At 73.8% G+C, this 26,879-nt stretch carries 28 protein-coding genes and 1 pseudogene; 15 read left to right on the top strand and 14 right to left on the bottom strand.

Annotated features, from left to right (window positions below):
• From FGD68_RS02780 to FGD68_RS02765, 4 genes are all read right to left on the bottom strand, one after another.
• Entirely contained in the window at positions 1-1,188 is a 1,188-nt protein-coding gene (locus FGD68_RS02780; protein WP_104236700.1) for a cobalamin-independent methionine synthase II family protein, read from the bottom strand.
• The gene (locus FGD68_RS02775) at positions 1,185-2,414 is read right to left on the bottom strand and encodes a MalY/PatB family protein (RefSeq protein WP_237609743.1); all 1,230 of its coding nucleotides are present in this window, start codon (positions 2,412-2,414) and stop codon (positions 1,185-1,187) included. Before FGD68_RS02775 ends, FGD68_RS02780 begins: the two co-directional genes overlap by 4 nt.
• 121 nt (positions 2,415-2,535) lie before the next feature.
• Entirely contained in the window at positions 2,536-3,915 is a 1,380-nt protein-coding gene (locus FGD68_RS02770) for an NAD-dependent succinate-semialdehyde dehydrogenase (RefSeq protein ID WP_119372387.1), read from the bottom strand.
• A 77-nt stretch (positions 3,916-3,992) separates the two neighbouring features.
• Positions 3,993-5,525: a SulP family inorganic anion transporter gene (locus FGD68_RS02765; RefSeq protein ID WP_119372388.1), complete on the bottom strand. Its 1,533-nt coding sequence runs from the start codon at positions 5,523-5,525 to the stop codon at positions 3,993-3,995.
• A gap of 496 nt (positions 5,526-6,021) precedes the next feature.
• Between FGD68_RS02765 and FGD68_RS02760 the strand changes: the two genes are divergently transcribed.
• The 12 genes and pseudogenes from FGD68_RS02760 to FGD68_RS02710 all read left to right on the top strand — a co-directional run bounded on the left by FGD68_RS02760 (position 6,022) and on the right by FGD68_RS02710 (position 14,777).
• On the top strand, positions 6,022-7,716 hold the full coding sequence (locus tag FGD68_RS02760) for a ribonuclease J (protein WP_051629155.1): 1,695 nt from the start codon (positions 6,022-6,024) through the stop codon (positions 7,714-7,716).
• A gap of 72 nt (positions 7,717-7,788) precedes the next feature.
• A complete protein-coding gene (locus FGD68_RS02755) occupies positions 7,789-8,307 on the top strand; it encodes a GNAT family N-acetyltransferase (protein WP_119372389.1) in 519 nt (172 codons plus the stop codon).
• Positions 8,308-8,623: 316 nt separating this feature from the next.
• Positions 8,624-8,968: a hypothetical protein gene (locus FGD68_RS02750; protein ID WP_119372391.1), complete on the top strand. Its 345-nt coding sequence runs from the start codon at positions 8,624-8,626 to the stop codon at positions 8,966-8,968.
• Between the two features lie 436 nt (positions 8,969-9,404).
• On the top strand, positions 9,405-9,647 hold the full coding sequence (locus FGD68_RS02745) for a DUF7882 family protein (protein WP_315850984.1): 243 nt from the start codon (positions 9,405-9,407) through the stop codon (positions 9,645-9,647).
• A 197-nt stretch (positions 9,648-9,844) separates the two neighbouring features.
• Complete coding sequence (locus FGD68_RS02740) at positions 9,845-10,111, top strand: hypothetical protein (RefSeq protein ID WP_119372400.1); 267 nt, start codon at positions 9,845-9,847, stop codon at positions 10,109-10,111.
• Positions 10,000-10,419 (top strand): ANTAR domain-containing protein, encoded by a 420-nt coding sequence (locus FGD68_RS15490; RefSeq protein WP_119372392.1) that lies wholly within the window; start codon positions 10,000-10,002, stop codon positions 10,417-10,419. The genes FGD68_RS02740 and FGD68_RS15490 overlap by 112 nt, the downstream gene beginning before the upstream one ends.
• Complete coding sequence (locus tag FGD68_RS02730; RefSeq protein WP_119372393.1) at positions 10,416-11,186, top strand: GAF and ANTAR domain-containing protein; 771 nt, start codon at positions 10,416-10,418, stop codon at positions 11,184-11,186. The genes FGD68_RS15490 and FGD68_RS02730 overlap by 4 nt, the downstream gene beginning before the upstream one ends.
• A 40-nt stretch (positions 11,187-11,226) precedes the next feature.
• Positions 11,227-11,694, top strand: a pseudogene (locus FGD68_RS15575) (GAF domain-containing protein); the annotation flags it as partial.
• A 14-nt stretch (positions 11,695-11,708) separates the two neighbouring features.
• Entirely contained in the window at positions 11,709-11,975 is a 267-nt protein-coding gene (locus tag FGD68_RS02725; protein ID WP_182480877.1) for an ANTAR domain-containing protein, read from the top strand.
• A 344-nt stretch (positions 11,976-12,319) separates the two neighbouring features.
• Positions 12,320-13,000 (top strand): response regulator transcription factor, encoded by a 681-nt coding sequence (locus tag FGD68_RS02720; protein ID WP_119372395.1) that lies wholly within the window; start codon positions 12,320-12,322, stop codon positions 12,998-13,000.
• Positions 12,997-14,154: a sensor histidine kinase gene (locus FGD68_RS02715; protein WP_119372396.1), complete on the top strand. Its 1,158-nt coding sequence runs from the start codon at positions 12,997-12,999 to the stop codon at positions 14,152-14,154. Before FGD68_RS02720 ends, FGD68_RS02715 begins: the two co-directional genes overlap by 4 nt.
• Complete coding sequence (locus tag FGD68_RS02710; protein ID WP_119372397.1) at positions 14,151-14,777, top strand: DedA family protein; 627 nt, start codon at positions 14,151-14,153, stop codon at positions 14,775-14,777. The genes FGD68_RS02715 and FGD68_RS02710 overlap by 4 nt, the downstream gene beginning before the upstream one ends.
• On the opposite strand, the gene FGD68_RS02705 is transcribed toward FGD68_RS02710, so the two are convergent.
• A complete protein-coding gene (locus tag FGD68_RS02705) occupies positions 14,734-15,519 on the bottom strand; it encodes a COG4705 family protein (RefSeq protein WP_119372398.1) in 786 nt (261 codons plus the stop codon). The genes FGD68_RS02710 and FGD68_RS02705 overlap by 44 nt on opposite strands.
• A gap of 232 nt (positions 15,520-15,751) precedes the next feature.
• Between FGD68_RS02705 and FGD68_RS02700 the strand changes: the two genes are divergently transcribed.
• The 3 genes from FGD68_RS02700 to FGD68_RS02690 are packed head-to-tail and all read left to right on the top strand — an operon-like array spanning position 15,752 to position 18,392.
• Positions 15,752-17,173 (top strand): ferredoxin reductase family protein, encoded by a 1,422-nt coding sequence (locus FGD68_RS02700; protein WP_237609741.1) that lies wholly within the window; start codon positions 15,752-15,754, stop codon positions 17,171-17,173.
• Positions 17,170-17,646 (top strand): FMN-binding protein, encoded by a 477-nt coding sequence (locus tag FGD68_RS02695; protein ID WP_119373894.1) that lies wholly within the window; start codon positions 17,170-17,172, stop codon positions 17,644-17,646. The genes FGD68_RS02700 and FGD68_RS02695 overlap by 4 nt, the downstream gene beginning before the upstream one ends.
• 41 nt (positions 17,647-17,687) lie before the next feature.
• Positions 17,688-18,392: an FAD:protein FMN transferase gene (locus FGD68_RS02690; RefSeq protein WP_237609740.1), complete on the top strand. Its 705-nt coding sequence runs from the start codon at positions 17,688-17,690 to the stop codon at positions 18,390-18,392.
• A gap of 12 nt (positions 18,393-18,404) precedes the next feature.
• On the opposite strand, the gene FGD68_RS02685 is transcribed toward FGD68_RS02690, so the two are convergent.
• From FGD68_RS02685 to FGD68_RS02645, 9 genes are all read right to left on the bottom strand, one after another.
• Positions 18,405-18,809, bottom strand: coding sequence for a tautomerase family protein (locus FGD68_RS02685; protein WP_119373851.1), 405 nt, complete (start codon positions 18,807-18,809; stop codon positions 18,405-18,407).
• 41 nt (positions 18,810-18,850) lie between these two features.
• Entirely contained in the window at positions 18,851-19,582 is a 732-nt protein-coding gene (locus tag FGD68_RS02680; protein ID WP_119373850.1) for a VIT1/CCC1 transporter family protein, read from the bottom strand.
• Positions 19,579-20,115, bottom strand: a complete 537-nt coding sequence (locus FGD68_RS02675; RefSeq protein WP_237609739.1) for a DUF2231 domain-containing protein — start codon at positions 20,113-20,115, stop codon at positions 19,579-19,581. The genes FGD68_RS02680 and FGD68_RS02675 overlap by 4 nt, the downstream gene beginning before the upstream one ends.
• A gap of 144 nt (positions 20,116-20,259) precedes the next feature.
• Positions 20,260-20,457: a hypothetical protein gene (locus tag FGD68_RS02670; protein ID WP_146079913.1), complete on the bottom strand. Its 198-nt coding sequence runs from the start codon at positions 20,455-20,457 to the stop codon at positions 20,260-20,262.
• Positions 20,454-21,116, bottom strand: a complete 663-nt coding sequence (locus FGD68_RS02665) for a response regulator transcription factor (protein ID WP_119373397.1) — start codon at positions 21,114-21,116, stop codon at positions 20,454-20,456. The genes FGD68_RS02670 and FGD68_RS02665 overlap by 4 nt, the downstream gene beginning before the upstream one ends.
• Positions 21,117-21,130: 14 nt before the next feature.
• Positions 21,131-22,684 (bottom strand): sensor histidine kinase, encoded by a 1,554-nt coding sequence (locus FGD68_RS02660; protein ID WP_119373399.1) that lies wholly within the window; start codon positions 22,682-22,684, stop codon positions 21,131-21,133.
• Between the two features lie 90 nt (positions 22,685-22,774).
• Positions 22,775-24,931, bottom strand: a complete 2,157-nt coding sequence (locus tag FGD68_RS02655; protein WP_237609738.1) for an iron ABC transporter permease — start codon at positions 24,929-24,931, stop codon at positions 22,775-22,777.
• Positions 24,932-24,945: 14 nt separating this feature from the next.
• On the bottom strand, positions 24,946-25,935 hold the full coding sequence (locus tag FGD68_RS02650) for an iron-siderophore ABC transporter substrate-binding protein (RefSeq protein ID WP_119373683.1): 990 nt from the start codon (positions 25,933-25,935) through the stop codon (positions 24,946-24,948).
• Positions 25,932-26,834, bottom strand: coding sequence for an ABC transporter ATP-binding protein (locus tag FGD68_RS02645; protein ID WP_104236682.1), 903 nt, complete (start codon positions 26,832-26,834; stop codon positions 25,932-25,934). Before FGD68_RS02645 ends, FGD68_RS02650 begins: the two co-directional genes overlap by 4 nt.
• Between the last annotated feature and the right edge of the window lie 45 nt (positions 26,835-26,879).

Genomic DNA, 26,879 nt, shown 5'->3' with positions numbered 1-26,879 from the left:
TCACGCGCCGAACGCCCGACGCGAGGCGATGGCCGCGCCCTCGACGAGCGCGCCGAGCTTCGCCCACGCCACGTCGGTGGCGACGAACTCGTAGCTCGCGAAGGTCGAGAGGCCGCAGTCGGTGCCGGCGATCACGCGGGTCGGGTCGCCCACGGCGTCGACGACCTCAAGGATCCGGTTGGCGATCACCTGCGGGTGCTCCAGGTAGTTGGTGGTCACATCCACCACGCCCGGGATGAGCACCGCGCCCTCCGGCAGCGGGTGCGCGCGGAACGACGGCGCCTCGTGCTGATGCGCGGGGTTGCCGAGCGGGATGCTGAACGCGCCCACGTTCGCCCGGTACAGGTGCGGGAGCAGCACGTCGACGGGCACGTCGTCCTGGTGCGGGCCCTGCCAGTTGCCCCAGCACACGTGCAGGCGCACCCTCTCGCGCGGGATGTCGCGGATCGCGTGGTTGAGCGCGTCCACGTGCAGGTCGACCGCGGCGAGGAACTCCTCGAGGGTGGCGTCGCCGAACTGGATCACCCGCTCCATCGCGAGGTCGGGCGCGTCGAGCTGCAGCGTGTGGCCGCGCGCGACGATGGCGTCGTACTCGAGCTTCAGCTGGTCGGCGAGCGCGAAGACGTAGGCGCGGTCGTCGCCGTAGTGCGGGTTCGCGGCGTCGAGCAGCAGCGTCGTCGACACGATCCCCGGAGTCGCCGCGGAGAAGAACGTGCCGGCGGGCGCGAGGCCGCGGCCGGCCTGCACGGCGAGCTCGCGGTCGAACCCGTCGAGGTCCTCCGTGATCCCGGCGAGCGCGGGGTCGTACTCGAGCAGGCCCTGGGCGACCGGCGGATCCCAGACCCGCGCCACATCCGCCCCCTCGACGATCTGCTTCGCCTGGAACGCGGCGTACTCGGGGAACTTGATCGAGTCGAGCGTGGGCTTCCGGTGACCGGCGCCGCCGAACCCGTCGATGCGCTCGAGCACGTAGGTCGAGAAGCCGACGCGCGGCACCTCGCCGTCGTTCACGATGTCGAGCCCGGTCTCGAGCTGCCGGCGCACGGTGTCGGCGACGGCGGACGCGGTGACCTCCGCCAGCTCGTCCTGGTCGAACGCGCGCCGCTGGTCGCGGGCGACGAGCAGCCGGGTCAGCTCGGGCGTACGCGGGAGGCTGCCGGCGTGCGTGGTCAGGATGCGGTCGGTCATGCGGGTGCTCCTCGGTGGATGGCGACGTGGGTGGGGACGCAGGCGGGGACGCGGGCGGGGGTTCGCCTGGATCCGACGGCGGCCGCGATCCGCCGCACGGCCTCCCGCAGCACGTCGGGATCGCAGGCGAGGTTGAGGCGGGCGTGGCCGGCGCCTCCGGTGCCGTAGCAGTGGCCGGCGTTGAGGGCGACTCGAGCCCGCTCGAGCAGCACCGCGGCGGGATCGGCGCCGAGGCCGAGCGGGCGGAGGTCGAGCCAGGCGAGGTAGCCGGCGGAGGGGCGGTGGTGGACGACGCCGGGCAGGTGCTCGGCGAGGAGGGAGGCGAGGAGGCGGTCGTTCGCGACGATTCGGGCGATGGCATCGTCGAGCCAGTCGGTACAGGAGAACGCGACGACGTTCGCGTGCAGCCCGAGGATGCTCGTGCGACAGGCCACCTCCTCGACGAGGCCGTCGAGCAGGGCGTGGGTGCGCGGATCCCCCGCGATGACGAGCGAGCACTTGGCGCCCGCGAGGTTCCAGCCCTTGCTCGCCGACGTGACGCACACGGAGCTGGCGCCGAGCGCCTCGGCCAGCGGCGCGAACGGCGTGAAGGTCGCCCCCGGCAGCGTGAGCGGCGCGTGCACCTCATCGCTGATGACGAGCACGTCGTGGCGGGCGGCGAGCCGCGCGACGGCCGCGAGGGTCACCGCGTCGTGCACGAGCCCCAACGGGTTGTGCGGGTTGCAGAGCAGGAACGCGTCGACCCCGGACGCGAACGCGCGCTCGAGCCCCGCGAGGTCGAGGGACGCGCGGCCGTCCGCGACGAGCAGCGGCACCTCCTCGACGCGCGCGCCCGCCTCCTCCACCAGCTCGAAGAACGGCGGGTACACGGGCGGCGTAACGACCACGCGTCCGCCCCGCGGCACCGCGAGCCGCAGCGTCTCGACGATGCCGACGCTCACGTCGGTGGCGATGCGCACCCGGGACTCGTCGACGGTCCAGCCCCAGCGCTCGCGGGCGAACCGCGCGAAGGCGGGCGCCAGCGGGCCGGGCCCGTCGAGGTAGCCGACGTCGGACGCGCGCACCCGGCGCACCAGCTCCTCGACGACGGGCTCGGCGATCGCGTAGTCCATCTCGGCCACGAACAGGGGCAGCACGTCCGCGGGGAACCGCGTCCACTTGATGCTCGTGCGCTGGCCGCGGATCTCGTCGATCGGCGCCGTCGTGACCTCCACCATGGCGGCCATGGTGCCGGGCTTCCCCCCGCCGTGGCGAGCGCCCGCGTCACACGAGGACACGGGCCCCGACGTGGGACGGCGCCGGGGGCGAGGATCCCGACGACGCCGAGCGCGATGCCGCCCCCGCCGCTCATGCGATGCGGATGAGCTTCCGGTTCGCGAACTCGTCGACCGCGTGGCGGCCGAGCTCCCTGCCCGAGCCCGAGCGCTTCACGCCGCCGAAGGGCAGCTCGGCGGCGTCGCCGAGCACGAGGTTGACCCAGACCATGCCCGCGTCGATGCCGTCGGCGACCCGCAGCGCCTGCTCCGGGTCCGTCGTGTAGACGTACGAGCCGAGGCCGAAGGGGGTGTCGTTGGCGAGCGCGACCGCCTCCTCCTCGGAGGAGACGCGGTAGAGCGCGGCGACGGGGCCGAAGAACTCCTCGCGGTAGGCGTCCATGTCGGGGGTCACGCCGGCGAGCACGGCAGGCGGGAAGAGGTTGCCGACAGGCTCGCCGCTCGCGAGCACGGTCGCGCCCTGGTCCACCGCGCGGGACAGCTGCTCGGTGAGCCGCTCGGTCGCGGCGCGCGAGGAGAGCGGGCCGAGCAGGGTGCCGTCGGCCATCGGATCCGCGGGCTGGGCCGCCGTGAGCTGCGCCGTGAAGCGCGCGGCGAAGTCGTCGTAGAGGTGGTCGATCACGAGGAAGCGCTTGGCGCCGTTGCAGGACTGGCCGTTGTTGTCGAGACGCGCGTTGACGGCGTCGATGACGGCCGCGTCGAGGTCGTCGGTCGACAGCAGGATGAAGGGGTCGGATCCGCCGAGCTCCAGCACGACCTTCTTCAGGTGCCGGCCGGCGATCTCCGCGACGGCGGCGCCCGCCCGCTCGGATCCCGTGACGGAGACGCCCTGCACGCGCGGGTCGGCGATGACGCCCTCGATCTGCGCGTTCGTGGCGAGCACGCTCACGTACACGCCCGCGTCGGCGCCGAGCTCGGCGGCCGCCTCGCGGTACATGCGCTGGATCGCCTCGGCCGACTCCGGGCACTGCGGCGCGTGCTTGAGCAGGATCGTGTTGCCCGTGACGATGGCCGGCGCCGCGAACCGGGCCACCTGGTAGTAGGGGAAGTTCCACGGCATGATCCCCAGCAGCACGCCGAGGCCCGAGCGGCGCACGAACGCGGATCCGGTGCCGTCGGCGAGCTCGATGGCCTCGTCGGCGAGGAACTCCTCGGCGTTCCGCGCGTAGTAGCCGAGGATGTCGGCGGCGAAGTCGACCTCGCCGAGCGCCTGGTCGAGCGGCTTGCCCATCTCGCGCACGATGATCCGGGCGAGCTCGTCGCGGCGCTCCACGTGCAGCTCGGCGACGCGCGCGACGAGGGCGGCGCGCTCGGCGATCGTGGTGCGGCGCGACCAGCCGCGGTACGCGCCCTCGGCGGCGGCGATCGCCTCCTGCAGCTCCTGGTCGGTGATCTCGGGATGCTCGGCGACGGTCTCGCCGGTGGTCGGATCGGTGACGGCGTAGCTGCTCATGGGGGCTCCTCCTCGAACGCCGCGCGGGTCACGCGGGTGGGCCCACGATATCGAGCGGCCCCGGCGGACGACCCCGGTCAGTGACCTGCGCCGAGCTCCCCCGCGAGGCGTCCGTGCATCGCGGCGGACGAGGCGTTCATCCCGCTGATGACGGCCCGCGTGCCGTGGCGCTCGTACTTGTACGTGATGGCGTCGAGGGCCGCGACGGTCGAGGCGTCCCACACGTGGGATCCGCTCATGTCGATGACGACGCGCTCCGGGTCGCCCGCGTAGTCGAACTGCGTCGTGAGGTCGTTGCTGGAGGCGAAGAACAGCTCGCCGATCACGGCGTAGTGCGCGGTCTCGACGCCGTCGGCGTCCACCCGCACGGTGCGCTCGACGGTGGCGAAGTGCGCGACCCGGCGGGCGAACACGATCATCGCGGCGATGACGCCGACGATGACGCCGATGGCGAGGTTGTCGGTGAGCACGACGACGATCACGGTGAGCACCATGACGAGCGTCTCCCCCACGGGCATGCGGCGCAGCGTCGACGGCCGGATGCTGTGCCAGTCGAACGTGCCGACCGAGACCATGATCATCACTGCCACGAGCGCGGCCATCGGGATGATCGCGACGACGTCGCCGAGGCCCACCACGAGGATCAGCAGGAAGACGCCCGCGAGGAACGTGGAGATGCGGGTGCGGGCACCGGATGCCTTCACGTTGATCATCGTCTGGCCGATCATCGCGCAGCCGCCCATGCCGCCGAAGAGGCCCGAGAGGATGTTCGCGCCGCCCTGGCCGAGCGTCTCGCGGGTCTTGCGCGAGGGGGTGTCGGTGATGTCGTCGACGAGCTTCGCGGTCATGAGCGACTCGAGGATCCCGACGAGCGCGAGCGCCAGCGCGTACGGCGCGATGATCCGCAGCGTGTCGAACGTGAGCGGCACGTCCGGGATGAAGAGGGTCGGCAGGCTGTCCGGCAGCGCGCCCTCGTCGCCCACGGTCGGCACGGCGAGCGCCGTGACGACCACCGCGGCCGTGACCACGACGATGGCGACGAGCGGCGCCGGGACGACCTTGGTGATCCGCGGCATCACCACGATGATCGCGATCCCCACCGCGACCAGCGGGTAGACGAGCCACGGCACGCCCACGAGGTTCGGGATCTGCGCGGAGAAGATGAGGATCGCGAGCGCGTTGACGAACCCGACCATCACCGAGCGCGGGATGAAGCGCATGAGCTTCGCGACCCCGAGCAGGCCGAGGACGATCTGCAGGATCCCGCCGAGGATGACGGTGGCGATGAGGTAGTCGAGGCCGTGGTCGCGGACGACCGGCGCCACGACGAGCGCGACGGCGCCCGTGGCCGCGGTGATCATGGCGGGCCGGCCGCCGAGGAACGCGATGGCGACGGCCATCACGAACGAGGAGAAGAGGCCGACGCGCGGATCCACGCCCGCGATGATCGAGAACGAGATCGCCTCGGGGATGAGCGCGAGCGCGACCACGAGGCCCGCGAGCACCTCGCGGCTGAGGAGGCGCGGGCTCCGCAGCGCCTGGAGGACGGTGGGGCTGGGGTGTCGCGCGGTCGGCGCGACGGCGGTCGGGGTGGCTGTTCCTGAGGCCATGGAGGGGCTCCGTTCTGTCGCGGGCTCCGGGCCCGCTCTGATGAGGTCGATGGCGCGTCGTCGCGCGGGTGATGGGCCGCCGTTCGGGCGGCCGGGAGGGGAAGGGGATCGGAGCGGGCTCCTGCGACCAACCCTAACGTGAAGGGAGGGTTGGCGTCACCTCGGCTCCCGGAGCGGGCCCGGAGCGGGCTCGCGGAGCGCCCGGGCGGACTCCGCGTCCCGGGCATGGGAGACTCGACCCTGACCGCGCATCGCGCGCCGCCGCTCGCCATCGCGACACGGACCTCAGCCCACACCGGCTGGTCCCTGATCCGACCGGGCGCGATACGGCATCCGCACGACGCGCATCGCCCCCGTCGTCCGCGACCCGGCGCCGCACCACCCGTCCTCCCGGACGGCCCCTGACATCACCGGAGGCACCGTCTCCACGCACGAACCGCGCGAGCACGATCCGCGCACCTCGGCATCACCCGCACGACCTGACCAGAAAGGCACCATGCCTCCCACGTCCCACGCCCACGCCCTCGACATCGCCAAGCCCGGGCGCCTGCCCCGCGGCGGCCTGCGGGTCACGCCCCTCGGCGGTCTGGGCGACGTCGGCCGCAACATGACGCTGTTCGAGTACGAGGGCGAGCTGCTCATCGTCGACTGCGGCGTCCTCTTCCCCGAGGAGAGCCAGCCCGGCATCAACGTGATCCTCCCCGACTTCAGCACCCTGCGTGGGCGCCTCGACAAGATCACGGGCATCGTCCTCACGCACGGCCACGAGGACCACATCGGCGGCGTCCCGTACCTCCTGCAGGAGCGGCCCGACATCCCCGTCATCGGATCCCGCCTCACGCTCGCGTTCATCAGCGCGAAGCTCGAGGAGCACAAGATCAAGCCCGTCACCCGCCAGGTGAAGGAGGGCGACCGCATCACCGCGGGCAAGTTCGACCTCGAGTTCGTCGCCGTGAACCACTCCATCCCCGACGGCCTCGCCGTCGCGATCCGCACCGGCGCCGGCATGGTCCTGCACACGGGCGACTTCAAGATGGACCAGTTCCCGATGGACCGCCGCCTCACCGACCTCGGCGCGTTCGCACGCCTCGGCGAGGAGGGCGTGGACCTGTTCCTCACCGACTCGACCAACGCGGAGGTGCCCGGCTTCACGACCGCCGAGAAGGACCTCACGCCCGCCATCGAGAAGGTGTTCCGCACGGCGCCCAAGCGCATCGTCGTCTCCAGCTTCGCGAGCCACGTGCACCGCATCCAGCAGGTGCTCGACTCGGCCGAGCAGTACGGCCGCAAGGTCTCGTTCGTGGGCCGCTCGATGGTGCGGAACATGAAGATCGCCTCCGACCTCGGCTACCTGCGCATCCCCAAGGGCCTCGTCATCGACCTCAAGGCGCTGAACAAGCTGCCGGACGACAAGGTCACGCTCATCTGCACGGGTTCGCAGGGCGAGCCGATGGCGGCGCTCAGCCGCATGGCGCGTCGCGAGCACATCATCGAGGTGGGCGAGGGCGACACGATCCTCCTGGCCAGCTCGCTCATCCCCGGCAACGAGAACGCCATCTACGGCGTGATCAACGGCCTGATCCGCTGGGGTGCCGACGTCGTGCACAAGGGCAACGCGAAGGTGCACGTCTCCGGCCACGCCAGCGCCGGCGAGCTCGTCTACTGCTACAACCTCGTCAAGCCCCGCAACGTGCTGCCCGTGCACGGCGAGTGGCGCCACCTCGTCGCCAACGCCGCCCTGGCCGAGAGCACGGGCGTGAAGAACGCGCTCGTCATCGAGGACGGCGTGAGCGTCGACCTGGTCAACGGCCGCGCGTCGATCTCCGGCCGCGTGCCCGCGCCCTACGTCTTCGTCGACGGAATGACCATCGGCGTCGCGACCGAGGAGGCGCTCGAGGAGCGCCGCACGCTCGCCGCCGAGGGGCAGATCACCGTGCTCGGCATCTTCGACGAGAAGGAGCAGAAGCTCATCCACCCGGCCGAGCTCATCACGCGCGGCTTCGTGGAGCACGACGGCTGGATCCCCGAGGCCGAGGCCGCCATCAGCACCGCCCTGAAAAACGCGGCCGCCAAGCGCCACCTCGACGGCGTCGCCGCCGAGCGCGCCATGAGCGACGGCCTGCAGCGCTGGCTCCAGCGCCGCCACCGCCGCACGCCGGTGGTCACGGTGATCGTGGTGGACGCGGACTAGCTCGAACCGCGGAGACGCGACGGGGGCGCGTGCGGGGCTGAGGCCCGGCCCGCGCCCCTCGTACGATGCAGGGTGCCCACCCGGATCCGCCTCGCCGCCGCCCGCGACCTCGAGGCGCTGCAGCGGATCGAGGACGACGCCGACCGCCTGCTCGTCGACCTGCTGGGCCCTGAGGACTGGCCGCCCGCGCCGACCGGGGCGTCGCGCGCCGCGGAGCCGGGGTTCCTGCTGGTGGCCGAGGATCCCGACGCAGACGACGGCAGCGCCGGGCTCGTCGGCTTCGCGCACGTCCTCGAGGTCGACGGCCTCGCGCACCTCGAACAGGTCTCGGTGCCATCGGAGCACGGCCGCCGCGGCCACGGGCGCGCCCTCGTCGAGGCGGCCGCCGGCGAGGCCCGGCGGCGCGGACATCGCCGGATCACGCTGCGCACCTTCGCGGACGTGCCGTGGAACGCGCCCTCCTACGCGCGCATGGGGTTCGCGGAAGAGCAGCCCGCGACGCCGTTCCATCGGGCGCTCGTGGCGACGGAGGCTCGGCTCGGCCTCGACCGGCTCGGACGGCGGATCCAGATGGGGCGCGAGCTGAGCTGAGGGGATCCCCGCCGTGGACCGCGCTGATGGAGGAGTGCCGGACATCCCGTGCGGCCTGCGTGCCGGGGCCCGGGGGCGTGGACCTGCTCGCCTCCATCGAGACCGCGAGAGCCGCCAGGGTGCACCGCGCCCCGGCGGACGCGGATCCCGGCATGCGCTCCGCGGATCTGCAGCATGTCGCCGACCTCCTCCCACACCTCATCCCGTGAGCCACGACCGCGGGCGTCGCTGCGCATCGGCATCGGCATCGGCAGCGGGAGCGGCCCGACCTGTCAAGGCCCTCGGCGGCTGCGGGGGACGTTCCTAGCGTGGAGGCATGAAGCACATCACCTATGCCGAGAAGTCCCTCCTCGTGGGCGACGCCACTGCCGATGCCCTCCTCGAGTACGCCGCCGCCCTGTCCTCACGAGGGCGCGGGGAGTCCGTGACGGTCCACGCCATCAGCTCGGACGGGGACGAGGTGGACGCGACGTTCCTCCTCGGCGCCGGCGCCCCGTTCATGGCCGAGACCACGACGAGCACCATCACCGAACCCGACAACGACGCGACGGTCGACGCCATCCGGGCGGACCTCCAGCGCATGCAGCACCCGGAGTCGGTGAGCCCCTACGCCGGGGAGGACGACGCCCCCCATGACCTCGGGGGTCTCGCCGACATCTGAACCCGCGACGCATGTCGACGGGGAGGTCACTCGCCGACTGCTCGCGGCGGATGTCAAGGCCCCCGTCGCTCTTCGTGCGGATTCCCGAAGCTCCCTACAGTGGCACGCAGAACGGTCTTCCCGGACCATTCGATCCCAGGACGCTCGCCCGTGGCCGACACCCCGTCGAGGCCGTCGAGCTGCGTCACCATGCACCGGACCCGAAGACGGTGCGGGATCTCGCCCGGGACGGCGCCTCCCCCGCGTCGTCCTGGGCGTCTCCTCGTCCGCGCCCAGCGTCACCGGGAACCCGGCGGAATGCCCTCTGGACACCGGTCGCGGATCACGTCCTCATCGCGCACGCGGATCGGACTGCGAAGTCGGCGGCTCCGCTGGTGCTCCGAGGGCCGCCCCACGGGAACCCCCTTCCGCGGGTGACGTCACGAAGGAGCCAGTCATGGGGCAGTTCACCTACAACACCTCGGTCCGCACCGAGATCGACGACCGGGCCCTGGCCCATCTGCAGATCGTGATGATCGACAAGCTCCGGCGCCGCGAGGGCTTCGCCTTCTCCTGGAAGAATCCCGCGTCCGAGGGCGCCGGGCGCCGGACCGCATGGATCTCCCCGGAGATCCCTATCCTGTTCGCGTTCAGCGGGGCCGGCCCCCGGCGATCAACGCGGCATGGGTGGAGGCTCTGATGCAGGTCGCCAACACGTCCGCCGGACTGCACCTGATCGCAGAGACGGAGCCCGGCGTGCACTGACGCCTTGGCGCGTCCCTCGTGTCCTGGTCCCGGCCGTCACCCGCTCCGCGGTGCGACGCGCCTCCCGACTTCCGCGCCGGATCCGTCGACGCGGCGGCCTCCGCTGCCCCCCTCCTCGACAGGAACACCACCGTGGCCATCACCAACCTGCCCTACGACGACGACCTCATCCTCGAGGGCGTACGCGCCACCACCGCCATCAGCGAGGAGACGCGCGACGTGCACGTCGACTTCGCCGGGACCGGCACGTCCTCCGAGGACGTCGCCCGCATCTCCGTCACGACCACGTGGACGGTGTCCGCGGCCGATGCCGTCCGGATCCTCGCCGCCGCGATCCCCACGGGAGTCGCACGGGAGGTCCCCGTCGACGCCTCCGACGCGGAGCTATCCGACCTCTGACGCTCGAGGAGCGGACCTCGGGGCAGGCGCAGGCCTTCAGCGACATCATCGGGCGCCACCTCATCCGCAGCGCCACCCAGAGCGACGAGAGCGCGACGACACGACCGTTCTCCCGCCGCACCATCCACCAGGCCACGGGCATCGTGATCGCCCAGCTCGGGCTCCCCGCGAAGGACGCGTACCTGCTCATCCAGGGCCACGCCTTCGCGACGCACCGCTCCATGCTGGAGATCGCCGACGACCTCCTCACCGGACGGCTCCACTTCACGCGGGAGAGCGACGGCATCACGGCTCGGGAGCGGACATGACGGACCAGCCCCGCGAGACGCGTCTCCTGGCCGCGATCGGCACGATGGCCGACACCCTCGTCGAGGACTACGACGTCATCGACGTCGCGCAGCTGCTGGTCGACGCCAGTCAGGACCTCTTCGACGTCACCGCAGCCGGCCTCCTGCTCAGCGACAAGCACGGCGAACTGGAGCTCCTGGCGTCGACGGACGAGGACGCGCGGCTCATGGAGATGCTGCAGATCGACGCGCACGCGGGCCCGTGCTTCGACTGCTTCCACACCGGCCAGCTCGTCGTCGTGCCCGACATCTCCACCGCCGTCACGCGATGGCGGCCGTTCAGCGACGCCGCCGCTCGCCTCGGCTACGCCTCCGTGCACGCCATACCGCTGCGCAACCACGACGTGGTCCTCGGGACGCTGAACCTCTTCGGTTCCACCGCAGGGGCCCTGGACGCCGCCGACCTCCTCGCCGCACGTGCCCTCTGCGACATGACCACGCTCGGCATCCTCCACCACCGTCTGTTCCAGGAGCACGACATCGTGCAGGCCCAACTCGAGAACGCCCTCGAATCCCGCGTCGTCATCGAACAGCCCAAGGGCTTCCTCTCGTTCACCAACACCATCAGCGTCGACGACGCCTTCGCGCTCCTCCGCCACCACGCCCGCAGCAACTCGCTGCGCATCAGCGACGTCGCGCGGCAGGTCATCGACCGCTCCCTGGACCTCGGCCCCTCCCGCGAGGAGCCCCGGGTCGCCGCGGACGACGAGCACGGCCCGCGCTCCTGAGCAGGCGGCGGCCGCGGCCGGCATCTCCCTCACCTCGCGCATGACCGCCGTCGCTCCAGGCGACTGCCGTCGAGGAGTGAGCATGCACGAGCCCGATCTCCGCGACGTCTTCATCGCCTTGGCGGCCAGCCTCGGTACCGCGGACATCCTGCAGACCCTCAACGACGTCGTCGAGGCGTGCGTCACCCACACCTCCGCGACCGAGGGCGGCATCGTGCTCGCAGACAGCACCGGCCTCCTGCACGTCGCGGCCTCCACGAGCGAGCGCGCCGAGGACGTCGAGGAGGCGCAGCTCGGCACCTCCGAGGGACCGTGCCTGGACTGCGTGCACAGCGGCGAGCCCGTCGAGGTCGCCGACCTGGATCAGAAGCTCGACGTCTGGCCCGGCTTCACGCCCATCGCGAAGGACCGCGGCTTCCGTGCCGTGCACGCGACCCCCATGCGCCTCCGCGGCCGCACCATCGGGTCGCTGTGCCTGTTCACGCCGGAACCCGGCGCCCTCTCGGACCGCGAGCGGCGCTCGTGCAGACGCTCGCCGACGCGGCGACCCTCAGCATCCTGCAGCAGCACGCCCTCGACCTCAGCCACACCCTCGCCGATCAGCTCGAGCGCGCGCTCGACAGCCGCATCGTCATCGAGCAGGCCAAGGGCGCCCTCTCACAGCGCATGGGGATCTCGATGGACCGGGCCTTCGCCGTCCTCCGGCACCGAGCACGCAGCACCAGCACGCCGCTCCGCGACGTGGCAGCGGAGGTCGTGGACCCGGATGGGGATGGCCGGGCAGGATGATCGACCGACCGGCGCGTGACCTGGTCGGTGTTCCCGTCCTCGACGGCGGTCATGCGGGTCCTCCTCCTCGGGCGCCGGTGGCGCGGTGGTCGGCACGCCCTGCATCGACGCTGATGCAGCACGCGCCCCGATCGTCTCGTCCCCTTCCCCGGGCGGTAGGGACCGGGTGGGGCCGCGCCCGGGTCGGAGGTCCGCCCGGCCGCGTGGAGGCGTCGTGGAGGCGTCGTACGGGACGCTGACCGGCGGCTCCGGATCCGCGCGGCGACGCTGAGATCGCGCACATCGACGTCCCGGGACCGCCGTCGCCGCGCACGCGGGTGCCAGCATGGCGGTGGAGGTCCGGGATGCGGGAGTCGGTGATGGTCGTCGAGGACGACGTCGAGATGGGCGCCCTCCTCGTGCGCGGCCTCACGGGCGACGGCTACGACGTCGACCTCTTCACGAACGGCCTCGACGCCCTGACCGCCTCCCGCGAGCGCGAGCACTCCGCCGCGATCCTCGACGTCATGCTCCCCGGCATGAGCGGCTTCGAGCTCTGCCGCCATCTCCGCTCCGCGGGACGCGCACTCCCGGTGATCATGCTCACGGCCCGCGACGCCCTCGAGGACCGCGTGTTCGGCCTGGACGCCGGTGCGGACGACTACCTCGCCAAGCCCTTCCACTTCGAGGAGCTGTCGGCGCGGCTGCGGGCGATGCTCCGACGCGAGCGCACGAGCCAGCGCGCGCCGATCCTCGTGGGCGACCTGCGGGTGGATCTCCTGGCGCGCGCGGCCACCGTCGGCCCGACCGCCCTCCCGCTCAGCCCGAAGGAGTTCGCGGTGCTGCGGGTGCTCGCGGCGCGCGCGGGCGGGTTCGTGTCGCGGGACGCGATCCTCCGCGAGGTGTGGGGATCGACGGACTTCGTCGCGCACAACATCGCCGAGCAGTACGTGAGCTACGTGCGCCGCAAGCTGCTCGCGAGCGGGGCGACGGCGGAGATCGTCACGCGCCGCGGCGTGGGGTACCGGCTGGGGCCGACGACGTGAGGTGGCGCCGGCTCGGCGTCCGCGTCCGCATCACCCTCGGGAGCCTCGCCATCGCGGTGGCGTTCTTCGGCGTCGTCGCGGTCGTGGTGCGCACGCAGCTCGACCACGTCCTCGATGCCTCCACCCTGGAGCTCGTCCGCCGCCGGGCGTCGGCGACGGCGATCGAGGAGAGCCGGGCCACGGAGGAGCAGGTCGTCCACGGCATCAGCGCGACGCTCCTGGTCGCGATGGTCGTGCTCGTGGTCGGCTTCGCCGCGACCTCGTGGGTGCTCGTGGGCCTGGCGCTGCGACCGGTCGGGCGGATGCGCGCCACGGCCGACCGGCTGCGACGCGGGCGATCGTCGGAGCTGCTCCCCGTGAGCCCCGCGGACGACGAGCTGTCCGGCCTCGCCTCCACCCTCAACGCGCTCATCGCGGATCTGCGCGAGTCCGCCGAGCGCGAGCGCCAGCTCGTCGCGGACGCCAGCCACGAGCTCCGCACCCCGCTGGCGGCGCTCCGCACGCGGCTCGAGCTCAGCGACCGGGTGCGCGGCGACCCGGATGCGCTGCACGCCGACATCGTGGACGCCCGCCGGTCCGTCGACCGGCTCCAGGAGCTCACCGACGGCCTGCTGCTCCTCTCCCGGATCGACGCGGGCGCGTCGGCGGGCAGCGCCGACGCCGACGCCCTGCGGGAGGAGCTCGCCGACGCCGTCGACCGGGCGCGCATGGTCGCCCGGTCGCGCGACCTCGCCATCGAGTTCCATCTCCCGCCGACCGCCGACCGGATCCCCGGCGCGACCCCGGCGCGCTACGGGATCGCCTCGGCCGACCTCGGCAGGATCCTCGACAACCTCCTCGGCAACGCCGTGCGGGCCACCCCGGACGGCGGCGCGATCGTCGCGACGCTCGCCGAGGACGCCGACGGCCTGCACGTCTCGGTCGTCGACGACGGCCCGGGCATGCCGGAGGGGTTCCACCAGGTGGCCACCCAGCGGTTCACCCGCCCGGACGCGGCGCGCAGCGGGTCGGGCGGCGCCGGACTCGGCCTCGCCATCGTCGACGGCCTCACCCGCGCCGCCGGCGGCACCCTGCGCCTCCGCGACCTGTCCCCGCACGGCCTCGCCGCGGAGATGCACCTGCCCCCGACCCGAACCCGTGAGGACCGCCCATGATCGACCCCCAAGCCCTGCTCGACGGCGCCGGTCCCTGGGCCGTCGCGCTCGTCTGCCTCATCGCGTTCGTGGAGACGGGCCTGCTGATCGGGTTCTTCCTGCCCGGGGACACGCTCCTGTTCTTCACGGGCGTGTTCGTCTCGACCGGCGTCATCGGGCTGCCCGTGCCGGTGGTGATCCTCCTCGTCGCCGTCGCCGCGTTCCTCGGCGACCAGCTGGGCTTCGTCATCGGTCGCAGCACCGGGCCGCGGATCTTCGAACGCAAGGACAGCGGACTCTTCAGCCGCGCGAGCGTGGCCCGCACGCAAGGGTTCTTCGACCGCTTCGGCGGCTGGGCCGTCACCGTCGCCCGGTTCGTGCCCGTGGTCCGGACGTTCGCGCCCGTCGCGGCCGGCGTCGGGAGGATGCGGTACGCGCACTTCGTCGGGTTCAACGCGCTCGGCGCGGCCGTGTGGTCGACGGCGATCATCCTGCTCGGCTTCCTCCTCGGCCGGATCCCCGGCGTCGCCGACTTCGTGGGGGAGTACATCGACGTCGTGCTCATCGGGATCGTGGTGATCAGCGTGGGCGGCATCGCCCTCACGTACTGGCGACAGCGGCGGCGCGCCCACCCCGACGCCTGAGCGCCGCGACCGCCACGAGCACCAGGAACAGCGCAAGGGCCGCGAGCGTCACCGGGCCCGTGCCGAGGCCGAGACCGCGCTTCGCGGCCGGGTCGGCGAGCCAGTCGCAGATCGACGCCCCGAGCGGACGCGTGACCACGTACGCGCACCAGAACGCCGACACCGGCCCGAGCCGGCCGAGGCGGTACGCGGCCGCGGGCACCGCGATGACGATCGCGAAGAGGATCGCCGACGGCAGGTACCCGAGACCGAGCGTCGACGCCGTGAGGTCGCCCGCCGCCGTGCCGAGCGCGAACGTCCCCGAGACGGCCAGCCAGTAGAGGAGGGCCCGGCGGGGAGTCGTGATCGCGTGGATCGACAACGTGCCCTCCACCCGCCACCAGGCGACGAACACCGCGGCGAGGGCCAGCGCGAACGCCGCCGTCGCCACCGCGTACGGCACCCCGACGACCACGTGCAGCACGTCGGCGACCATGGTCCCGAACACGCTGACGAGCAGCACCGACAGCCAGTAGACGACGGGCACGTATCGGCCCACGCGGAACTGCAGGGCCAGCGCCCCGAGGAACGCGAGGCCGGTCGCCCCGACCACGATCACCGGGTCGAACGCGGTCGCGAGGAAGTCGGACGCGGTCTCGCCCATCCCGGTGGTGAGCACCTTGAGGATCCAGAACAGGCCGGTGGCCGCGGGGACGGTCGAGGCGGCGTAGCGGGCGGGCGTCCGGGTCGCGAGGTGCGTCATCCTCCGATCGTGGACGGCCGGGGACGGCGACGGCTGGGGCGGGCGTGGGGATCGTTGAGGGTCCGCACATCCGCCGCCGCGGACGCGTACCTGTGCCTCTTCTCATCCCGCGCACGGCGGATCACGGGCGGGGGGAGGGCCGTCCATCGCCGGCTCATAGGCACGACCGCGATCGTGTTCCCGCACCGAGGGGATCCCCTCGACGCAGAGGACCCCATCGAGAGACACGACCGTGACCGCCACGCACCGGCCCCCCGCCCCGCCGACGACGAGCGCGCCCGCGCCGACGCCCGTCGACCGCGCACGCGCGCACCGGCGCAGGCTCCGGGCCGCCGACCTGCTCGTCACCGCGTGCGGGGTGTCGGTCGCCGCCGCCGTCGCGCTGTACCTCTCCGCGGGCGGAGCGGCCGCCGTCACCGACGTCGGCTCAGCGGTCACCGCGGCGGGCATCCTCGCGGGCCTCGTCGGCACGGACCTGATCCTGCTGATGATCGTGCTGGCCGCCCGCATCCCGTGGATCGACCGCACCGTCGGACTCGACACCGCGATGGCCCTGCACCGGCGCCTCGGCAAGCCCGCGCTCTACCTGATCCTCGCCCACGGTGCCCTGCTGACGGTCGGCTACGCCCTCGCCGACGGCGTCACCATATGGCAGGAGGCGCTCTCGCTGTACTCCGGCGGCGACCTGCTGCTCGCGCTCCTCGGCAGCGCGCTGCTCGTGCTCGTGGTGGTCACGTCGCTGGTCGCCGTGCGGCGCCGCTTCCCCTACGAGGCGTGGCACCTCATCCACCTGCTCAGCTACGCGGCCGTGCTCGTGGCCGTGCCGCATCAGCTGTCCGCCGGGCAGGTGCTGGCCGAGAGCACCCCGCAGCGCGTCTACTGGATCGCCCTCTACGTGCTGGCCTTCGGCGCCGTCGCCTGGTTCCGGATCCTCGTCCCCGTCGTCGCGACGCTGCGCCACCGCATGCGCGTCGACGCCGTCGAGGTCATCGCACCCGGGGTCTCCTCCCTCCACCTCCGCGGCCGCGACCTCACCCGCCTCGGCGTCGTCGGCGGGCAGTACGCGATCTGGCGGTTCTGGAGCCGCGGCACCTGGTGGCACGCGCACCCGATCTCCTTCTCAGCGGTGCCCACCGACACGGCGGCGCGGATCACCGTCCGCGCGCTGGGGTCCGGGACCGCGGGGCTCGCGCGCCTCCGGCCCGGGACGGCGGTGTCGCTCGAGGGCCCGTACGGGATCTTCACGGACGTCGTCCGCATCGCTCCCCGTCTCGCGATCGTCGCGGCCGGCATCGGCGTGACCCCCGCGCGGGCGCTGCTGGAGCACGGCGGGCTGCGGCCCGGCGAGGCGACCGTCCTCCTGCGCGCGACGGACCAGACGCAGACCTACCTGTGGGCCGAGACGGACGCGCTGGTGCGCCGCGGCGGCGGGACGCTCGCCGGCATGGTCGGGCCGCGTCCCGCGGGAGCGGCCACGTGGCTGTCGGCGGAGTCCGCCGCCCGCGGCGTGACGATCACCACCGCGCTGCCCCACCTGCTCGAGTCCGACCTGTTCGTCTGCGGTCCGACGGCGTGGGCCGAGCTCGTCGTCCGCGACGCCCGGGCCGCGGGCCTGCCGGAGGAGCGGATCCACGTGGAGAGGTTCGACCGGTGAGGGCACGAGCCGCCGCCGCGAGCGTCCTCGCCTCCACCGCCGTGCTGGTCGCCGGCTGGCAGATCGGCACGGTGGGGGTCACCACGACGCCTCCCGCATCCGACGCCGCCGCCGCGTCCTCCGCCGGCACGTCCTCGACGGCGACCCCGTCGACCGGCGCGACCCCGTCCACGACCGTCCCCGCGACGACCGCGGCCGGCGGCACGTTCACCGGCGCATCGGCGAGCACCCGGTACGGCCAGGTGCAGGTGCGGATCACCGTCGCCGACGGTCGGATCACCGACGTCACCGCCCTGCGCCTCACCGACCACGACGGCCGCTCGGTCGCGATCTCGAACCGGGCCGCGCCGATCCTCCGGCAGGAGGTCCTGGCCGCGCAGTCCGCCGACGTCCAGTCCGTCAGCGGAGCGACCTACACGAGCGAGGGGTACCTGACCTCGCTGCAGTCCGCGGTCGACCAGGCCGGGCTGTGAAGGGCCGGGCCGGGCGGACCGTCGTCCGCACCTTCGACGTGATGGGCACGACCGTGAGCCTCCGCGCCGCGCCCGACGCGCCGATCGCCGCCGCGCAGGCGGTGTTCGCCGACGCGGACGCCCGGTTCAGCCTCTACCGCCCCGACTCGGAGGCGTCGCGCATCGCCCGCGGCGAGCTGGCCCTCCCCGCGTCCAGCCCGCGGATGCGCGACGCGTACGCCGACGCGCTGGGCTGGCGCGCGGCCACCGACGGCGCCTTCACGCCCCACCGCCCGGACGGCGTCGTCGACCTGTCCGGCACGGTCAAGGCGCGCGCCATGGCCGAGGCGGCGGATCTCCTCGGCGACGGCGACTGGCTGCTCACGGTCGGCGGCGACGTCCTCGGATCCGGGACCGACGACTCCGGCGGCGCGTGGCGGATCGGCGTCGTCGACCCGGCGGACCGCCGCGCGCTGCTCTGCGCGCTGCCCCTCGCGGGCGGGCGCCGCGCCGTCGCCACCTCGGGCACGGCGGAGCGCGGCGAGCACGTGTGGCGCCGGCCGCCGGTTCCGGGCGAGGCCGCCTTCGCGCAGGTGAGCGTGCTGGCCGACGACATCGTCACGGCCGACGTGCTCGCGACGGCGATCCTCGCGGGAGGCCGCGTCGGCCTCGACGCGGCCATCGCGCGCTTCGACGTGGACGCCCTCACGGTGGACGTCGATGGCGCGCTGCTCGTCACCGACCGGATCCGGCTGCTGATCGGTTGACGGCTCCGCGGATCAGCTGCCGGGCTTCTGCAGCTCCCCCGTCACGTACTGCGCGCGGCCGAAGCCGAAGGACCAGTCGGCGGCGGTGTTCTCGACGAAGCCGACGACGAGGTCCTCGCCCGCCACGCCGACCTCGGCGAGGGCGGCCGCCAGGGTCCGGAAGAACTCCTGCTTCTCCTCGGTGCTGCGTCCGGCCTGCGTGAAGATCTGGATGATCACGACCTGCTCGGAGCGCTCGATGCCGAGCCCGACGTCGAGGGCGGTGAGCCTGCCCGGAGCGTGCTCGGTGACGATCTGGAAGCGGTCGCGCTCCGGCAGGCCGTAGACGTCCACGAGCGTGCGCATGAGGGTGTCGCCGATGGCGGTGATCTGGTGCTCGGGTCGGCCGGCGACCAGGTCGATGCGGATGAGGGGCATGTCGGATCCGTTCCGTGGATGGGGGTGGTGTCGGTGGTGGGTCAGGCCACGCCGCCGGTGCCGAGGAGGCTGCCGATGGCGAAGGTGGCGGCGAGCGCGACGGCGCCGCCGACGACCACCCGGAGTGTCGCACGACCGACCGGGCCGCCGCCGAGCCGGGCGCCGAGGGCGCCGGTCCCGGCCAGCGCGACGAGCACGACCGCGAAGGTGACGGGCACGCGGATCCCGGCGGGCGGCAGCAGGATCGCGAGCAGCGGGAGGATCGCGCCGGCGAGGAACGCGACCGCGGAGGACAGCGCCGCCTGCCACGGGCTCGCGACCTCGTCCTCGTCGATGTGCAGCTCGGCGGAGAGGTGCGCGGCGAGCGGGTCGCGCGCGGTCAGCTCCTCCGCCACGCGGGCCGCGGTCTCGTCGGAGAGGCCCTGGGCGCGCCACAGGGCGGTGAGCTCCTCGAGCTCGGCCTCGGGATCCGCGGCCAGCTCGGCGCGCTCCTTCGCGATGAGCGCGCGCTGGCTGTCGCTCTGGCTGCTGACGGACACGTACTCGCCGAGGGCCATCGAGATCGCGCCGCCGACGAGTCCCGCGATGCCCGCCGTGGCGATCGCGCCCGTCGAGGTGGTCGCGCCGGCGACGCCGACGACGATGGCCGCGACGGAGACGATGCCGTCGTTCGCGCCGAGCACGCCGGCGCGCAGCCAGTTCAGGCGCCCGGCGATGCTGCCGGTGTGGGGCTCGTCGGGGTGGGTGGGGAGCGGGGTCGCGTCGGCGCTCATCCGTCGTCGCCGTCCCCGCCGCCCGCGCCGTCCCCGCCGCCCGCGCCCGAGTCCGACCACACGGCGCGCGCGCCCGACTCGCCGACGCGCACGGTCGTGACCATCGCGCCGACCGAGGAGACGGCCACGGCGACCGCCAGCACGGCCGTGACGGCGATGCGGCGCGAGCGGGCGATGCGGCGTCCGGCGCGGCCGGACCCGTGGGCGGCGAGCCGGTGGATCCACAGCCACTGCGCCGTCGCGACGACGAACACGGCCACCGCCCACGGGAGGAGCGTGTCGCCCAGCTGCGTGTGGGCCTCGAGGACCGCGCCCCCGCCGACCTGCCCCTCGAGCCGCTCGCCGGACGAGGTCGCGAGCGGCACCGCGACGAGCGAGGCGAGGGCGACCAGCGGGGTGATGATCCCGAGCCGCCGCGCGAAGGCCGGCCACACCGCCGACACGAGGATGAGCAGCGCGGCCGTGGGGAACGCCACGACCACGAAGTGGACGATGAGGGGGTGCAGCGGCAAGCCGCCGATCTGCCAGGACATGCGGTGCTCTCCTCAGGTGGGTCTCGGGTCGGCGCGATGCGCACCACCCCCATGGTGGCCGGGGCGCGCTCGATCGCACGGTCGCTGAGAGCGATCACAGCGTGCGCGGCGGGTTCCCCAGCTCGCGCCCGGCCCGGCGCCGGATCAGCCCGGCAGCATCCAGGAGAGCCCGGAGGTCCAGAGGCTGAGCACGACGAGGATCCCGAGGCCGCAGCCGATCGACGCCCGCTGACGTCCGCCGACGTCACGCCGCGCCTCCTCGACCACCGGGGCACGACGCCCGGCCTCGACTTCGCTCCACGGGCGGGGACGACGAGCAGGGCGGATCGCCCCGGGCGTCACCCCAGGTAGGCGAGCACGGCGAGGACCCGCCGGTGGTCCTCGCCCGTGTCCTCCAGGCCGAGCTTCACGAAGATGCTCGTCACGTGCTTCTCGATCGCGCCCGTGCCGATCACCAGGGCCCGCGCGATCGCCGCGTTGGTCCGGCCCTCGGCCATGAGGCCGAGCACCTCGCGCTCGCGCGGGGTCAGTGCGCTGAGCGGATCGCGTCGTCGGGCCATGAGCTGCGTCACCACCTCCGGGTCGAGCACGGTGCCGCCGGACGCGATGCGGCGCACGGCGTCGTCGATCTCCTCGAGCCGGGTCACCCGGTCCTTGAGCAGGTAGCCGATGCCGGCCGTGCCGCTGCGGAAGACCTCCTCGGCGTAGGCGGCCTCGACGTACTGGGAGAGGAGCAGCACGCCGATACCCGGCACGCGCCGCCTGGCCTCCACCGTGGCGCGGATCCCCTCGTCGGTGTACGTCGGCGGCATGCGGACGTCCATCACCACGACGTCGGGGGCGTCGTCGGCCAGCGCCGCGAGGAAGCCGGCGGCGTCCGCGTGCTGGGCGACGACGTCGATCCCGGCCTCGACCAGCACCCGCGCGAGCCCCTCGCGGAGGAGCACGGCGTCATCGACCACGACGGCCCGGATGCGCGCTGCAACCGGGCCGTCGTCCATGGCCCCGAGCGTAGTCACGCGGTGGGGTCGGGCGAGGCGGCCGGCGATCCGCCCGCGCCGGTGCCCGACCCGTCGGTCGGCACGCCGTTGAGCGTGAGGAGCGGCACGCGCGCGGTGATGCGCGTGGGTCCGCCCTGCGGGCTGGAGATGCTCACGTCGCCGTCGAGCGCGCCGATCCGTCCGACGAGCCCCTGGAGGCCGTGGCCCTCCTGCACGGACGCGCCGCCCCGGCCGTCGTCGTTGACGCGGGCCACGAGCACCCGGGTCTCGTCGAAGTCGCGCATCAGCACGAGCGTCACGTCCGCCCGGGTCGCCTCGGAGTGCTTCGCGACGTTGGTGAGGAGCTCGCTGACCGTGAAGTAGACGTTGCGCTCGACCTCGGTCGGGAGCACCAGCTTCTCGGGCAGGTGCACATCGAGCGCGACGGGGACGGTCGCCCGGGACGCGAGGGCCTCGAGGGCGGCGACCAGCCCGCGGTCGAGGAGGATCGGCGGGGCGAACCCGCGGGACAGCGCGCGCAGCTCCTCGAGGGTGTCGTGCGCGTGCTCGGAGGCCTCGGCGATGAGCGTCCGAGCGCGCTCCGGATCCGTCTCCAGCGCGCGCTCGGCGGCCGCGAGGTCCATGCGGAGCCGCACGAGGCGCTGCTGCGGACCGTCATGCAGGTCGCGCTCGATCTGGCGCAGCGTCTGCCCCTCGGCCGTCACCGCGCCGGCGCGGGACTGCTCGAGACCCTGGACGCGGCGCTCGAGGGCGTCGGACCGGAAGCCGCCGAGGAGCGCGTGGTCGGTCCAGTAGTGGGCGAGCACGGCGCCACGCGCCCAGAGCGGGAGCAGCACGACGGACAGGATCATCGCCACCACGCCGATCGCGACCGCGAGGGCCTCGGTACGCCCCGCGTCGAAGCCCCGCTCCGTGAGGTAGGGGTCGATGCGCCAGTCGAGCGCCATCAGGGCGAAGACGCCCGCGATGGGCCCGAGGAACCCGGCGAGCAGGACGGCGCCCGCGCCGAGCGTGACGAGGGCCACGAGCGGGTAGACGACGACCGCGTGCAGCAGGTGCAGCCAGTAGTGCGGATTCGCGACGGCCGAGAGGATCCGCGTGGCCCGGTTCTGCTGCCACCGGGGCGTCCAGTCGACCGGGCGGATCGGCCGGGGCTCGGCCCACCCGATCCGCACGCGCTCGACGGCGCCGAGCCCCCGCGCCGCGAACAGCGCCCCGAAGAGCACGACGGAGAGCGCGAGCGCCGCGAACAGGCCGGTCGCCGACCAGAGGAGCTGGTCGATCAGGCCGAAGACGATGTTGGGGAGCGCGAGGTAGACCGTGGCGCACAGCGCCGCGGTCAGGAGCAGGTATCCGATGTCGCGGGGGAAGCGCCGCCAGGCGGAGGAGTAGAAGGAGCGGCGGCGATCGCGGGGAGCGGGGGCGTCGTCCGGATCCACGTCCTCGCTCCCGCCCGCGGCATCGGACGGAGGGCCGCCGGCGTCGGACGCGTCGGCGGCTTCCGGGAAGAGCTCTTCGGGTGGCACGGGCGTCGATTCGGCCTCGGTCGCGGATGGTGTGGTGTTCATGTTCCCAGCCTCGCGAGCGATGGGCACGTCGCCCATCCTGCTCGCTCCCGGATCGAGGTGGGGTCAGCCCCACCCCCGCGGCACGTGCCCCTACCGCCCGCGGGACGCCCGCCCGCGCCACAGCAGCCACACGAAGTACGGCGTGCCGACCAGCGCGGTCACGAGGCCGGCGCCGAGCTGGCCCGGGGCGATCACGGTGCGGCCGAGCAGGTCGGCGAGGGTCACGAGGGCGGCGCCCAGCAGGATCGCGACGGGCACGACGCGCGCGTGGCGGGATCCGACGAGCGCGCGGGCCGCGTGCGGCGCGACCAGGCCGACGAAGCCGATCACGCCCACCGCCGCGACCGCGGTCGCCGTGAGGACGACCGCGACCGAGAGCGCGAGCAGGCGCGAGCGGACGAGCGAGACGCCGAGGAGGCGCGGGGTGTCGTCGTCGAGGGTGACGAGATCCAGCATCCGGTGCCGCGGCGCCGCGACCGCCACCGCGAGCACGAGGGCGACGAGCACGGGCAGGGCGTCGTCGAACCCGCGCCCGTAGGTGGATCCGGACAGCCACGTGAGCGCCTTCGCGCCGTTGAACGGGTCGGTGAGCACGATGATCATGCTGATGGCCGCCGCCGTGCCCGCCGAGACGCCGACGCCGATGAGCACGAGGCGGTTCTGCGGGAAGCCGCCGCGCGCCGCGAGCCCGAAGACGACGGCCGCGGCCGCGAGCGCGCCGAGCCCGGCCGCGCCCGCGATGCCCCATCCGGACGCGAGCGGCGCGGTCGTCACGAACAGCACGGCGCCGAGCCCCGCGCCGCCCGAGACGCCGAGGATCGCGGGATCCGCCAGCGGATTCCGGGTCACGGCCTGCACGAGCACGCCCGCGAGCGCGAGCGCCGCACCCGCCAGCACGGCGGCGAGCACGCGCGGCACGCGGGTGTCGAGCACGTAGCTGACGACGGGGCCGGCGGTGCCGCGGATCCCGTTGACGACGTCGCCGAGGAGCAGCTTCGCGTCGCCGAGGAGCACGGAGGCGATCAGCAGCCCGACGAGCACGGCGACCAGTGCGCCGACCACGAGCGCGGCACGACGGCGGGTGATCACGCCGTGGCGCTCGGTGGGCGCGGGCGTGGCGCTGTCGCGGGTGCGCACGGCGAGGACCACGAGCACGACCGCGCCGATGAGGGAGGTGACGAGCCCGGTCGGCACGGCGACCGACGCCTCGGCGCCGACGACCGCGCGCAGCAGCACGTCGGCGAGCAGCACGACGGCCGCGCCCATGAGCCCGGCGACGGGGATGAAGACCCACGAGCGCCGGACGCCCGGCACGAGCCGCCGCAGCGGCCGCACGAACGCGGGCGCGTACAGGCCGACGAAGCCGATGGGCCCGGCGACCGTCACGGCCGCCGCGGCGAGCAGCACCGAGGCGATCACGGCGATCACGCGGGTCGCCCGTACGTGGACGCCGAGGCTCCGGGCGGCGTCGTCGCCGAGCCCGAGCGCGTCGAGTCGGCGCGTGATGAGCAGCAGGATCCCGAGCGCGAGCACCACCACGGGCGCCATCTGCGCGACGGCGTCGAAGCCGTTCTGGCCGATGCCGCCCTGGCCCCAGCGGTAGAGGCCGCTGGTCTGCTGCGGGAAGAGGAGGAGGAGCGCGCTGGTGACGGATCCGAGGCCGAGCGCGAGCGCGCTGCCCGCGAGCACGAGGCGCACGGTGCCGGATCCGAGGCCCGAGACCGCGAGCACGACCGCCGCCGCGACCAGCCCGCCCACGAAGGCGACGCCCGCGCCCGCGAGCGCCGGCAGCGTGAGCCCGGTGACCGCCGCGACCGCCAGCGCCGCGTGCGCGCCCGCGTTCACGGCGAGGGTGTCGGGCGAGGCGAGCACGTTGCGGCTCACGGTCTGCAGGGCGGCGCCGGCCGCGCCGAGGGCGAGGCCCACGAGGATCCCCGCGGCCATGCGCGGCAGCCGCGACGCGACCACGACGGACGCGTCGCCCGGCGTCGCCCGCCCGGTGAGCGCCTGCCACACCTCGCGCGGGCCGACGGCGGCGGTGCCCTGGGTGACGTCGATCACCGCGAGCACCGCCACGACCAGCGCGAGGAGGGCGACGACCGCGACCGCCCGCACCGGGATCCGACCGGCCCCGTCGGCGCGCGTGACCGCGGCCAACGACGGGGCGGGATCCGGGATCGCCGCCGCCGCGGGGGACACGGGAGGCGCGTCGGCCGACGGGGGCGCGGTGCGGACGGGAGCGGTCATCGGGAGGGTGCGGGTCAGCCGGCCAGCAGGTCGGACACGGCCTTCGCGTACGCCGTCATCGACGCCGGGCCGCCGAACGCCCAGATGCCGTCGGGCATGCGGTGCACGTCGCCCGCGGTCACGAACGGGAGCGACTGCCACACGGCGTTGCCCGCGAGCGTGGAGGCGAACGGGTCGTCGCCCTGCGTGGAGTTCGAGTTGTAGAGGAACTGCACGTCGCCGACGGTCGTGAGGCCCTCGACGTCGGTGGATCCGAGGCCGTAAGCGGGGTCGACCTCGCCCGTCCACGCGTTCTCGAGGCCGAGCTCGGTCGTGACGTCGCCGATCAGCGAGCCCGTCCCGAACGGGCGGATGGTGACGGCGCCGGCGTCCACGTACGCGTCCGCGAACAGGAACCTCGAGCCCGCGAGCCCGGCGGCGTCGAGCTTCGCCTTGGCATCCGCGACGGCCTGGTCGTATGCGCCGATGACCTCGGTCGCCTTGTCCGCGGTGCCCGTCGCCTTCGCGATGAGCTCGAGGTTGTCCTCGCTCTGCTGGATCTGCTTGCTGCCGTCGGCCGAGTTCACCTGAAGCACGGGCGCGATGGCCTTCAGCTGCGTGATCGCGTCGGCCGGCAGGTCGGTGGTCGCGACGATGAGGTCGGGCGCGAGCGACGCGATGGTCTCCACGCTCGGCTCGCCGCGCGTGCCGATGTCGGCGGGCTCGTTCACGAGCGGGACGGCGGACGACCAGGCGCTGTAGCCGGCCACGTCCGCGACGCCCACGGGATCCACGCCCAGCGACACGAGGTTCTCCACGACGTTCCACTCGGTGCCGACGACCTTGGTCGCGGGCCCGTCCAGCGTGACCTCCGCGCCGGTGCCGTCGGTCAGCGTGATCTGCTCGCCGGCCGGCGTCGCCCCGGCGCCGGTGGACGCCTCCTCGGTGGTGCCGCACGCGGTCAGCGTGAGCGCTGTCGCGGCGGCGAGGGCGGTCATCGCCAGGGTTCGTCGTCTCGTGATCACGGGTGGAGCCTCTCGTTCCTGTGGTGGTGGCGGGCGACCGCGCGGGTGCGCAGGCTGCCCGTCGTCGGGTCCGCGTGGACCTCGACGGGGATGCCGTAGACCTCGGTGAGGAGGTCGGGGGTCAGCACCTCGGATGGGGTGCCGGTCTTGACGATCCGGCCGTCGGAGAGCAGCGCGACGGTGTCGGCGAGCGCGGCGGCCTGATCGAGGTCGTGGAGGACGACGCCGACGGCGATCGATGCGTCGTCGGCGAGGTCGCGCACCAGGTCGAGGAGCTCGACCTGGTAGCGGAGGTCGAGGTACGTGGTCGGCTCGTCGAGGAGCAGCACGCCCGTCTCCTGCGCGAGGCAGCTCGCGAGCCACACGCGCTGGAGCTGGCCGCCGGAGAGCTGGTCGACGCCCCGGTCGGCGAGGGCGACGAGGCCCGTGAGGTCGAGCGCGCGGTCCACCGCCGCCCTGCCCTCGGGATCCGCCCCGCCGAAGCGGCCGCGGTGCGGGTAGCGGCCGAACTCGACGACGTCGCGGACGCTCAGGCCGCCGGGCGTCGGCCGGCCCTGCGTGAGGAGGGCGACGCGGCGGGCGAAGCGGCGGAGGGAGAGGTCGAGGGCGTCGGACTCGCCCGCCTCCGCGCCTTCCTCGCGCAGCACGAGCGACCCGGAGCGCGCCGCCTGGAGCCTGGCCATCGTGCGCAGCAGCGTCGACTTCCCGCTGCCGTTCGGCCCGACGAGCGCGGTGACGCAGCCCGGTCGGATCTCGAGCCCTGCACCGTGCACGACCTCCGTGTCGCCGTACGCGACCGTGATGTCGCGGGCCTCGAGGGCGGATGCGGCGGGTGACGCCGGCGCCGGATCCGGGTCCGCGGCGCGCGCGATCGGGGAGGTCGAGGCGGGGGAGGTCACGGTAGGTGAGGTTAGCCTAACCTCATGTGGGCCGACAACCCGGCG

Source organism: Clavibacter californiensis, assembly GCF_021952865.1.
GTDB lineage: Bacteria > Actinomycetota > Actinomycetes > Actinomycetales > Microbacteriaceae > Clavibacter > Clavibacter californiensis.
The sequence above is the reverse complement of the archived record's forward strand: the minus strand, read 5'-3'. Positions and strand labels throughout refer to the sequence as shown.